The 11,025-nt window shown below is 64.7% G+C and carries 10 protein-coding genes; 8 read left to right on the forward strand and 2 right to left on the reverse strand.

The window, feature by feature from the left end:
• Window positions 1–97 precede the first annotated feature (97 nt).
• Both groL and groES read right to left on the reverse strand, forming a co-directional pair.
• Window positions 98–1,708, reverse strand: a complete 1,611-nt coding sequence (gene groL / locus ABFE16_11680) for a chaperonin GroEL (GenBank protein MEN6345953.1) — start codon at window positions 1,706–1,708, stop codon at window positions 98–100.
• Between the two features lie 83 nt (window positions 1,709–1,791).
• A complete protein-coding gene (groES, locus tag ABFE16_11685) occupies window positions 1,792–2,079 on the reverse strand; it encodes a co-chaperone GroES (protein ID MEN6345954.1) in 288 nt (95 codons plus the stop codon).
• A 332-nt stretch (window positions 2,080–2,411) separates the two neighbouring features.
• Here groES and ABFE16_11690 point away from each other — a divergent pair, with 332 nt between their 5' ends.
• The 8 genes from ABFE16_11690 to ABFE16_11725 form a co-directional block, all read left to right on the forward strand.
• Window positions 2,412–3,428: a PhoH family protein gene (locus ABFE16_11690; GenBank protein MEN6345955.1), complete on the forward strand. Its 1,017-nt coding sequence runs from the start codon at window positions 2,412–2,414 to the stop codon at window positions 3,426–3,428.
• Complete coding sequence (locus ABFE16_11695) at window positions 3,409–5,643, forward strand: HDIG domain-containing metalloprotein (GenBank protein ID MEN6345956.1); 2,235 nt, start codon at window positions 3,409–3,411, stop codon at window positions 5,641–5,643. Before ABFE16_11690 ends, ABFE16_11695 begins: the two co-directional genes overlap by 20 nt.
• Window positions 5,640–6,077 (forward strand): rRNA maturation RNase YbeY, encoded by a 438-nt coding sequence (gene ybeY, locus ABFE16_11700; protein ID MEN6345957.1) that lies wholly within the window; start codon window positions 5,640–5,642, stop codon window positions 6,075–6,077. Before ABFE16_11695 ends, ybeY begins: the two co-directional genes overlap by 4 nt.
• Entirely contained in the window at window positions 6,074–6,853 is a 780-nt protein-coding gene (locus ABFE16_11705; GenBank protein MEN6345958.1) for a diacylglycerol kinase, read from the forward strand. The genes ybeY and ABFE16_11705 overlap by 4 nt, the downstream gene beginning before the upstream one ends.
• Before the next feature lie 3 nt (window positions 6,854–6,856).
• Window positions 6,857–7,687: an ATP-dependent sacrificial sulfur transferase LarE gene (gene larE / locus ABFE16_11710; GenBank protein MEN6345959.1), complete on the forward strand. Its 831-nt coding sequence runs from the start codon at window positions 6,857–6,859 to the stop codon at window positions 7,685–7,687.
• Window positions 7,684–9,306, forward strand: coding sequence for an L-aspartate oxidase (gene nadB, locus ABFE16_11715; GenBank protein ID MEN6345960.1), 1,623 nt, complete (start codon window positions 7,684–7,686; stop codon window positions 9,304–9,306). Before larE ends, nadB begins: the two co-directional genes overlap by 4 nt.
• Window positions 9,307–9,495: 189 nt before the next feature.
• On the forward strand, window positions 9,496–10,533 hold the full coding sequence (locus ABFE16_11720; protein MEN6345961.1) for a Gfo/Idh/MocA family oxidoreductase: 1,038 nt from the start codon (window positions 9,496–9,498) through the stop codon (window positions 10,531–10,533).
• Window positions 10,534–10,571: 38 nt separating this feature from the next.
• The coding region (locus tag ABFE16_11725) for a TIM barrel protein (GenBank protein MEN6345962.1) at window positions 10,572–11,025 on the forward strand (454 nt) is incomplete at its 3' end.

Genomic DNA, 11,025 nt, shown 5'->3' on the forward strand with positions numbered 1-11,025 from the left:
CGAGAACTGAGCAGGCCCGGGCGAAGTGCCATGCCCGGGCCTGCTGACTATCTGGACGGAAGCGACAGAGCGCCGCTCCGTTACCGGCGGGTTCGGTCTAGTATTCCGGCATCTGCGGGGCCGGGGCTTCCTTCTGCGGGACCTCAGCCACGAGGGCTTCGGTGGTGAGCACCAGGGAGCCGATGGAGGCGGCGTTCTCGAGAGCGGAGCGGACGACCTTGGTCGGGTCAACGACGCCGGCCTTGACCAGGTCCTCGTACTCCTCGGTCAGCGCGTTGAAGCCGTACTTGGCGCTACTCTTGGCGAGAACGTTCTCGCACACGACACTGCCCTCGAGGCCGGCGTTCGCGGCGATCTGGCGGCACGGCTCGGTCAGTGCGCGCTTGACGATCTGGATGCCGATGGCAACGTCGCCCTCGGCCTCGATGGCGTCAAGAGCCTTGGAGGCGCGCAGCAGGGCTACGCCGCCGCCCGGGACAATGCCCTCTTCCAGACCGGAACGTGCGGAGGACAGAGCATCCTCGAAGCGGTGCTTGAGTTCCTTGAGCTCGGTCTCGGTGGCTGCGCCGACCTTGATGACTGCCACGCCGCCGGCGAGCTTGGCGAGACGCTCTTCGAGCTTCTCGCGGTCGTAGTTGGAGTCGGTGGTCTCGATCTCCTTGCGGATCTGCGCCACACGGCCGGTGATTGCGTCCTGGGTGCCTGCACCCTTGATGATCGTGGTCTCGTCCTTGCCGATCACGACGCGCTCGGCCTTGCCAAGCTGATCGAGTTCGATGCCGTCGAGCTTGATGCCCAGGTCCTCACTGATGAACTGGCCGCCGGTGAGGATGGCGATGTCCTCGAGGTTCCGCTTGCGGCGGTCGCCGAAGCCAGGAGCCTTCACAGCGCAGGACTGGACGGTGCCACGCATCTTGTTGACGACCAGGGTGGCCAGAGCCTCGGCCTCTACATCCTCAGCGATGATGAGGACGGGCCTGCCGGCACTTGCGGCCTTCTCCATGACCGGGATGATATCCATGGCCGCGGAGATCTTCTTCTCGTAGATGAGGATGTACGGCTCATTGAGCACGGTCTCCATGCTCTCGCCCTCGGTGACGAAGTACGGAGAGATGTAGCCCTTGTCAAACTGCATGCCCTCGACAACGTCGATCTCGGTGCGGCCGACCTTGGACTCCTCGACCGTGATGACGCCGTCCTTGCCAACCTTGTCCATGGCGTCGGCGATGAGGTCACCGATCGCAGCGTCATTGCCGGCGATGCCTGCGACATGAGCGATGGCGTCGCGGCCTTCGAGCGGAGTGGACATCTTGCGGATCTCGTCGACTACGCGCTCAACAGCCACTTCGATGCCGCGCTTGACCAGCATGGGATTGGCGCCGGCAGCGACGTTCTTGAGGCCGGCGTGCACAATGGCCTGCGCCAGCACGGTGGCGGTGGTGGTACCGTCGCCGGTATCATCGTTGGTCTTCGAGGCAACTTCCTTGCAGAGCTGAGCACCCATGTTCTCGTACTGGTCCTCGAGCTCGATTTCCTTGGCAACCGTGACGCCATCCTTTGTGATGGTCGGGGCGCCCCACTTCTTGTCGATTACGACATTGCGGCCTTTCGGGCCGAGAGTGACTTTGACGGCATTGGCGACTTTGTCGACACCGCGCTCCAGTGAGCGACGGGCCTCCTCGTCGAAAGCAAGCATTTTCGCAGCCATGCGTTAGTGTCCTCCTTGTGTGGACGCGAGGGATGCGTCCGTGTGTCCCACAGGCTTAGCCTGCAGCACCTTCGTAGCGGTGGTTAGCCTTCCTTGACAGCCAGCAGCGAACCCTCATCGAGGATGAGGTAATCTTTGTCACCCACGCGGACCTCGTTGCCACCGTACTTGGTGTAGACGACGATATCTCCCTCTTTGACACTCAAGGGCAGGCGCTCGCCATTGTCGAGGACCCGGCCGGCACCGACAGCGATCACTTTGCCCTCGCGGGGTGCTTCCTGGGCAGCCTCGGGGAGGTAGATGCCCCCGGCGCTCTTCTCTTCAGCCTCGAGCGGCTCAACCAGGACGCGGTCACCTAGCGGTTTGAGCATGTGTGCTACACCACCTTGATAGTATTAGACTCAGGGAATGGCGGAACCGCACTGGGGACTACCCGTGCTTCGCCGACCACCCCCGACTTTCTTAGCACTCCCAACATCCGAGTGCTAAGACGTATTATAGAGATATCCGACCGCATGTCAAGTATTCCGCCGGCTCAGTTCATGCTTCCTGAGCCCTCTGGGTCGCTTTCTGCCCCCACTGGTTTGACTTCGCCCTCCCTTCTTATCTATAATCCTACTAACAAAATCAGGTGCACATCGATCACGGGAAGCCGGGATCGCCTCCCAGGGCGACCCGGCTATTTGCTTCCGAAGGCCCTCTCATGTCGGCGAAGAGCACCCTCGGGGAAGCCGAGGACAACAGCCAGACGCACCTGTCTGCGACGGCGGAGGAGTTGGCTGCCCTCCTGGGGCCCTACGACTCCCACCGCAAGTTGCTGGAGGACCTGCTGGAAGTCCGAGTGACGTCCCGTGGCGGCGGCGTCACCCTCTCCGGTCCGCCACAGAACACCCAGGCGGCCGCTGAGCTCATCGACGGCCTGCTGCAGACGATCCGCAGCGGCCGCGGCCTGGCAACCTCCGACATCCGATATGCTGTTCGGCAACTGAAGCACAAGGGGCAGGTGCCCATCGCCGACCTGCTCCGCACCCAGACCGTCGTGACACACCGCGGCAAGCCGATCTCACCACGCACACCCGGTCAGGCTGCCTACGTGGCGGCGGTCGTGAGCCACGATCTGACCGTGTGCATCGGCCCGGCCGGTACGGGGAAGACCTACCTGGCAATGGCCGTGGCTGTGGCGGCCCTGCGCGACAGCCAGGTCAGCCGCATCGTGCTCACCCGGCCCATCGTGGAGGCGGGCGAATCCCTGGGCTTCCTCCCGGGCGACATGCTGGAGAAGGTGGATCCGTACCTACGACCGCTCCAGGACGCGCTCCACGATATCCTGGGGGCGGAGAAGTTCCGCAAGCTGCTGGACCGAGGCACGATCGAGGTGATTCCCCTCGCCTACATGCGCGGGCGGACGCTCAACGATGCCTTCATAGTACTCGACGAGGCGCAGAACACAACGATCGGGCAGATGAAAATGGCCTTGACCCGCCTTGGGTTTGGGTCCAAGATGGTCGTTGTCGGCGACATCACCCAGACCGATCTCCCGGCAATGCAGACGTCCGGTCTGGCCCATGCAGTCAGGGTTCTTTCAGGCCTCAGCGGGGTGGCGGTGTGTGAGTTGACAGGCGAGGACATTGTCCGTCACGACCTCGTGCAGCGCATCGTGGCTGCGTACGAGGCTGATCCCGCGGGCGTGAGATCGGAACATGAGAAGAGCGCTACGTGACAGATTGCCGGGAAGAAAGCGGCGATCCTTCCGACTGGGCTGGAAGGAAGGGACACGGCGGCGTCTTCTTCTGGCCCTTGTGACCTCGGGCTGCCTGTTCCTGGCTACCTGGGCCCGCATTCTCCCTCAGCGTCTGGACCTGGTTGAGGGAGACACGGCTCCTCGTACCATCCGGGCTCCCCGCGCCGGTGTGTATGTTGATGATACCGAGACGGCCAGACTCCGTGAGGAGGCGGCCGCTTCGGTCCCGGACGTCTACGCCCCGGACAACAATGCCACCAACGACGCCCTCACCACCCTCGACGACATCTTCGCGCGGATCGCCCAGGCTCGTGCCGACCGCACCCTCGTCGACAGCCTCGCTCGCGTTCATGCGCTGCGCAACTCCCTGGTTACCGCTCTCACGACCGAGACGATGGAACTGGCCGTCTCCCCCTCAACGACCGATAGTGCCCTGCGACGCGTCAAAGAGGCAACCGCGGGGCTCGTGCGGCGACAGATGAGTCGGGAGATCCGCAACAACACCGACGATCTCCAGCAGGCCCGGGCACGTCTCTCGGACGACGCCCGAGGTCTGGGCCTCAGCAGCGCCTACACAACCATGGTCGCCGACCTGGGCCAGGCTGTGCTGAAGGCCAACCGCATCGTCGATGAGGACAAGACCCTCAAGGCCAAGCAGGAGAAACGGGACGCCGTCAAGGAAGTCAAGCATCCTGTCCAGCCTGGCGACGTCATCATCGCCGGTCACGAAGAGGTCCGCTCCCACCACATCGCAGCCTTCCGCGCCGTTGGGCTCATGCAGGTCCAGGTTGACTATTCCCAGGCGGCCGGTGTCCTCGTGGCGTACACCCTGATGGTGGTGCTCCTCGGACTGTTTGCGATGTGGTTCGCCGACGAGGCGTACCGCGACTTCGGCCAGCTCGTGGCGGTCGCCGGACTCCTGGTGCTGGTGGCCGTAGCCTACCACACGATTGAGCCAACCTCCTGGTTTGAGCCCGGAGCCCTTACGGCAGCGGTGACGGCGACGATGCTCGTGTCGCTGCTCGTGCACCAGCTCCTGGCGCTGGCGACGGGTGTCACCATCGGACTGATGCTGCCGATGGTCACTGCCGGTAGCGACGCCCGTCTGGCGACGGTCATCGTTCTCTCCTGCACCTGTGCCGCCTTCCTGGTTGCCCGCCGAGGCAGCATCAGTAGCGTCGTGGCCGTGGCCTCTCCCTCAATGGCTCTGGCCGGCACGGCGATCATGGGCGCCGGTGGTCAGGTCTTCGGCATTGACCTGGGCACCCGAACCCTCGTTATCACGGCGATCGGCGGCCTGGCCTCACCCATGCTGGCGATGGGCGCTTCCGTGGCCCTGGAGCGTCTCTTCGGCTTCACTACCGACTTCCGCCTCACCGAGCTCAACAACCCGCATGAGCCGCTGCTGCGTAAGCTCCTGGCAGAGGCGCCCGGCTCCTATCAGTCCAGCATCATGGTCGGCAATCTCGCGGAGCCCGCTGCGGAGGAGATTGGTGCCGATGCGCTGCTGGTGAGGACCGGTGCGTTGTACCACGACATCGGCAAGCTACGACGCCCCTTCTTCTTCGTCGAGAACCAGTTCGGCGGCGACAACCCGCACGACCGCCTGTCTCCTCACTTGAGTGCCCTGGTGCTGATCGCCCACGTCAAGGACGGCCTGGACATGGCCGACGAGTACCGGATTCCCGACGCCATCAGGCGCTGCATTGCCGAACACCAGGGCACGGGCCTGATCAAGTTCTTCTACCAGCGTGCCATCGACACGGCCGACGATCCTCACGATGTTCAGGAGTCCAACTTCCGCTATCCTGGCCCCAAGCCCTCGACCCGCGAGACAGCGCTGCTGATGCTCGCTGATACTGTCGAGGCCGCTGCGCGAACCCTGGAGCACCCCTCGCACCAGGAGATATCGCAGTTGGTCCAACGACTGATCGATGACAAGGTGCGGGACGGACAGCTCGACGACTCGCCGCTCTCCTTCCACGACCTCGCGGTGATCCGGCGCAGCTTCGTGAGCACCCTGGCCGGGATGTTCCACCAGCGCATCAAGTACCCCGAACAGATCGCCGACGAGGTGCGCAAGGCAGCGCGGACGCAGGGGAAGAAGCCTCCTGCCGTGGACCGGGTACTGCCGCCACCACAGGAGAAGAAGCCCCTGGACCTGTACGACGAAGGGGATGACGCGGACCTGTGATAGAGGTGGAGATCCGCGACCTGCAGGATGAGCCCCTTCCTGTGGACCTGCTCCGGCGGACGGTGCAGGAAACCGCAGCGGAGGTCGCGTCGGCCCTCCCGGACCGGGTGAGTCTGGTCTTCGTGGACGACGAGCAGATCCATGAGATCAACCGTCGCTATCGGCATATCGACCGCCCAACCGATGTGATCTCCTTCGAGGCGGAAGAGGAGGAAGAGGGGGAGACGGCCGGGGAGATCATCGTCTCCGTTCCCACTGCGCTGCGCCAGGCCACAGCAGCCGGACACGATCTGCACACTGAGCTGGCATGGCTGGTATCACACGGGCTGCTGCACGTCACCGGTATGGAGGACGAGACGCAGGAGCAGCTCGACGAGATGCTGATCAAGCAGCGGCGGGTGCTGGCCCGGCTGGGTCTTGGGGCGAACCAATGAACGCGAGTCCACGTCGTGGCGGGACGGAGGGCTTTCCTCCGTCGCCGCGAGGCACCAAGTCGGTCCTGCGCAGCTTCCGCTACGCGTGGGAGGGTCTGTACTTCGTATTCAGCACCCAGCGCCACATGCGGGTGCACGTGCTGACGATGACCCTGGTGCTGATGGCGGCCTGGGGACTACGGGTCACGACCTACGAACTGCTGCACCTGCTGACTGCCTTCGCGCTTGTGCTGATCACCGAGATGATCAACACAGCCATCGAGCAGACCATCGATTTGACCGTGAACACCTATGACCCGCGCGCCAAGGTCGCCAAGGACGTGGCTGCCGGGGCTGTGATGATCGCCGCCGGCTACGCTGTGGCGGTGGGTGTGCTGGGCATCTCGACCAGCGAGACCCTCTGGCGGGTATTCCGCTACTTGCCGCCGGGACCGCCCGAACCACACCTTGGCGCCGTTCAGGCGGTACTGATCGGCGCGATTCTGCTGGCCGTGCTCATCACCTGGGTGAAGCAGAAGACCGGACGGGGCACCTTCTGGCGCGGCGGCGTGATCTCCGGGCACACGGCACTCGGTTTCCTGGTGGCGACCAGCATCATCATCATCACGCGAAACGCAGCGGTGGCCTGCCTGGCCCTGGCCCTGGCGCTTCTCGTGTCGCAGAGTCGCATCCAGTCACGGATCCACACACCCCTCGAGGTGGTAATCGGCGGCTTCCTGGGGATCGTCATGGCGGTCATCATCTTCCTGCCGGTGGACATCACCGGCTTTCGGTGAACCATGGACACTCTGGAGCAGAAACTGGCGAAGCTGGAACACCTGCTGTCTGACCTGGACGGCCTGGTGGTGGCCTTCTCGGGTGGCGTGGACAGCACCTTGCTGCTGGCAGTCGCAGCCCGAGTGCTGGGCGACCGGGTTGTGGCCGGGACTATCCGCTCACCCTTGAACCCGGCCGGCGAGCTTGAGCTTGCCGAGCGCACCGCGAGGCAACTCGGGGTGAAGCACGTGGTCGTCGATGCCAATCCCCTGGAGGATGACCGCGTCGCGTCGAACCCGCCGGACCGCTGCTACTGGTGCAAGCTTGGGGTCTTCGGTCACCTGCGGAAGCTGGCCGAAGCGGAGGGGATCGCCCACATCGCCCACGGCGAACACGTCGGTGACAGGGGCGACTACAGACCGGGCCACCGTGCCGCCGCTGAGCTGGGCATCCTGGCACCTCTGGCTGAGGCCGAACTGGACAAGGGCGACCTTCGTGAGCTTTCGCGCCGCCTGGGTCTCGAGGGCTGGCAGCGTCCGTCTATGGCGTGTCTGGCCTCCCGTATCCCCTATGGCGAGCGACTTACCGACGGGAACCTGCAGCAAGTCTCCAGAGCCGAGGAGAGCCTGAGAGCCCTGGGGCTGACGCAGGTGCGAGTGCGCCATCACGGAGACGTGGCGCGCGTCGAGATGCTGCCGGAGGACCTGTCCCGCCTCGCGGACTCCGGCTGGCGACAAGAGGTTGTGGACCGTGTCAAGCAGGCGGGGTACCTGTACGTGACGGCAGACTTGGGGGGATTCCGGTCAGGGAGCATGAACGAACCCCTCCTGGGCAAGGGACGACCGCAACCATGAGAGCAACTGAGACTGGTCTTGACCGCAGTGTCCTGCGGTGCCGGTTCGTCGTGATCGGCTCTGGCATTGCCGGGCTGTGGGCAGCCCACCATCTGAGCGAGCACGGAGACGTGACGCTCATCACCAAGAGCCAGCTCCAGGAAAGCAACACGGGGTACGCCCAGGGCGGCATCGCCGTGGCGCTCCTGCCCTCCGACTCACCCAGGCTTCATCTTGAGGACACGCTGGCCGCCGGGGATGGGCTGTGCGACGTTCCCGCCGTCGATATCCTGACCCGCGAAGGCCCTCAGGCCGTGCGAGAGCTGATCCGCCTCGGCGCGCACTTCGACAGTCGTGACGGGCAGCTCCTGATGGGTCGCGAGGCCGCACACCAGACCCATCGCATCATCCACGCCCAGGGCGACGCGACGGGTGCCGAAGTCGAACGCGCGGCTTCTGAGGTCGTTCGGGCAGACCCCAGGGTACGGATTCTCGAGCACACGGCGGTTACGAACCTCATCTTGCTCCAGGGCAAGTGCGCCGGTCTTGAGGCTCTGGATGCGATCTCCGGCGAGCGTCTGCGGATCCTTGCCGGAAGTGTCATCATGGCTACCGGCGGCGTGGGCAATCTGTACCGCGTGACGACCAATCCGGCCGTGGCCTCCGGTGATGGCTTCGCTGTCGCCTGGCGTGCCGGTGCCGCACTGCAGGACCTCGAGTTCGTGCAGTTCCATCCCACGGCTCTCGCGGACCCCAGCTTCCCCAAGTTCCTGATCTCCGAAGCAGTACGGGGCGAAGGTGCGGTGCTGCGCAACGCCTCCGGCGAGGCCTTCATGGTCCGCTACTCGCCGACTCAGCGCGACCTGGCGCCCCGTGACGAAGTGTCACGGGCGGTTCTGGCGGAGATGCGCCACGACGGGACCGACCACGTGCAGCTTGACCTCTCCCCTCTTGGCGACCGCAGTGCCATCGAGGAGCGCTTCCCCGGCATCACCAACGAGCTCCGCGAGCGCGGAATCTGGGATGAGAGCAGCTTCGTGATTCCGGTCACCCCGGCTGCACACTACATGATGGGGGGCGTCCGGTCCGACGTGAACGGCCAGACGTCGATTCCCGGCCTGTATGTCTGTGGCGAGGCGGCCTCCTGTGGTGTGCACGGCGCGAACCGTCTTGCCTCGAACTCCCTGCTTGATGGCCTGGTCTTTGGCGCACGCTCGGCGAAGGCCATGGCGGCGGCTCCGGACATCACGGAGGCGGAACTGTCCTCAGCGGCGGCCCTGGCACCTCGCCCGCTGGCCCTGGCGGATCCAGCCCTCAAGGACTGGGTGCGTGACCTCATGTGGAACCGCGTGGGCATTCTGCGAGACGCACAGGGCCTGGCTTCGGCGGCTGCGGAGCTGCGAACGGCCTGCCAACGTCTGACCAGAGCCGCGCATGGCACCTATGAACAGGTGGAGACGGCCGCCATGGTCCAGACCGCCCGGCTGATCACGGAGTCCGCTCTGGCGCGTCCGGAGAGCCGCGGCGCCCACTACCGGACCGACTACCCACAGGCGAACCCGGAGTGGTGTCGACACATCGTACTGCGTCGAGGTGAGGGCGGGGACATCATCCTGTCCTATGCCCCGGTGCTGAAGTAGGCTGGCGGTCACAAGCAAGAGCTTCAAGGACGCAACGGCTTTCGGGGCGCCACCATCACGCGGTGGCGCCCTTCTGTATTCCGGGCTCTCCGCCGACGGGCAAGGCCATGGTCTGGGAATCGACGCAGGAGTCTGGCTGCCTCCGGGGAATTGCCCCTGATCCTTGAGCCGAAAGGAGACCAGAGGTTGATGAAGAAAGCACGCGTAGCCATCGTCGGCATGGGTATCGGAAAGCCCAATGCCAAGGCGATCGCACGGAACCCCCGAGGGCGGGTAGTCGCTCTCTGTGATCTCGTCCAGGAGCGCATGGACGACTTTGCGAAGGACCTGCCGGAGCCGGTGAAGACCTACACCGACTACAAGAAGATGTGCAAGGACCCCGAGATCGATGCGGTGTTCGTAGGGACGCCGAACCAGTGGCACGTTCCCGTTGCGCTGGAGGCCGTCAAGAACGACAAGCACGTCTTGGTGACCAAGCCCCTCGCCGACTCCGAGCAGGCCGCAACGAAGCTCGTGAAGGCCGCCGAGGCAGCAGGGGTCGTCAACATGATGTCCCTGAGCACCCGGTTCGGCCCCAACTGCCGGCACCTGGGTCAGTTGGCCGCTGACGGGTTCTTCGGCGACCTGTACTACGCCCGGGCACGCAGCATCCGGCGCAGTGGCATACCCGCGTGGAACCTGGGCTTCATCGAGAAGGGCGGCGGCGCCTTCCGCGACATGGGCGTCCATGTTCTCGACGCCGTCTGGTGGCTGCTGGGCAAGCCCAAGCCTGTCAGCGTCAGCGGAGTCGCCGGCGCCAAGTTCGGTCCGCGCGGCCTGGGTTACTGGGACTTCAAGCCCGTCCCCAAGGACGTCTACAAGCGCTACGCCTCCGATGACTACGCCGGCGGGTTCATCCGCTTCGACAACGGCATCGGCCTGCAGGTGGAGAGCTTCTGGGCCTCGCACCAGCCGGGCGAGCTGCAGATCGAGCTGTTCGGCACCGACGCCGGCGCCACGCTGAACCCCCTCCGGCTCTTCCAGACCGCCAACGGCGCGCCGGTCGATGCCACGGTGAACCTGCCCAAGCCGCCGGAGGCCTGGGACATGATCGCCGCCCACTTCGTCGACTGTATCGTCGATGGTGTGGAGTGCGAAGCACCCCTGCGCCACGGTCTCATCGTCCAGCAGATGATGGAGGCGCTGCTCAAGAGCGCCGAGACAGGCAAGGAAGTCCGCCTCAACTAGGCTCTGACCCACACGTTCAGATATGAGGAGAGAGAACAATGAAACTGGCTTTCATCGGTGACAACGACCTGCCCAGCGTAGAGTGGGACTCACGCTTTGCGGTGGCAAACGGCTTCGAGGGACTCGAGTACAACTACTGGGGCAACTTCAAGGACCTCACCCTTGAGACGGTTCGGCAGATGCGCGCGATCCACGACAAGTACGGTGCCCATGCCTGCGCCCTCGGAATCTGGGGGTGGAACCACCTGGCTCCGGATCCCGCCGAGCGCGCCGAGGCCCACGCTATGATCGATCGCGCCATCGAGTATGCTCAGGTCCTGGGCGTCGACCACCTCATCCTGGGCGGCGGCGAGATCCCCGAGGCACCGCTGGAGCAGAAGGTCGAGGAGTTCCTCAAGGTCTTCCCGCCGATCATCGAGAAGATCGAGAAGCTCGGGATCGTCCCCGCGTTCTACGCGGTCCACGGCAACAGCTTCTTCACCACGATCGAGG

The sequence above is a fragment of the Armatimonadia bacterium genome (genome assembly GCA_039679385.1).
Taxonomy (GTDB): Bacteria; Armatimonadota; Zipacnadia; order Zipacnadales; family JABUFB01; genus JAJFTQ01.

Bases quoted from the DNA above. Each gene is read 5' to 3' on its own strand.
- groL (MEN6345953.1), bottom strand. From the start codon at position 1,708: ATGGCTGCGAAAATGCTTGCTTTCGACGAGGAGGCCCGTCGCTCACTG.
- groES (MEN6345954.1), bottom strand. From the start codon at position 2,079: ATGCTCAAACCGCTAGGTGACCGCGTCCTGGTTGAGCCGCTCGAGGCT.
- ABFE16_11690 (MEN6345955.1), top strand. From the start codon at position 2,412: ATGTCGGCGAAGAGCACCCTCGGGGAAGCCGAGGACAACAGCCAGACG.
- ABFE16_11695 (MEN6345956.1), top strand. From the start codon at position 3,409: ATGAGAAGAGCGCTACGTGACAGATTGCCGGGAAGAAAGCGGCGATCC.
- ABFE16_11705 (MEN6345958.1), top strand. From the start codon at position 6,074: ATGAACGCGAGTCCACGTCGTGGCGGGACGGAGGGCTTTCCTCCGTCG.
- larE (MEN6345959.1), top strand. From the start codon at position 6,857: ATGGACACTCTGGAGCAGAAACTGGCGAAGCTGGAACACCTGCTGTCT.
- nadB (MEN6345960.1), top strand. From the start codon at position 7,684: ATGAGAGCAACTGAGACTGGTCTTGACCGCAGTGTCCTGCGGTGCCGG.
- ABFE16_11720 (MEN6345961.1), top strand. From the start codon at position 9,496: ATGAAGAAAGCACGCGTAGCCATCGTCGGCATGGGTATCGGAAAGCCC.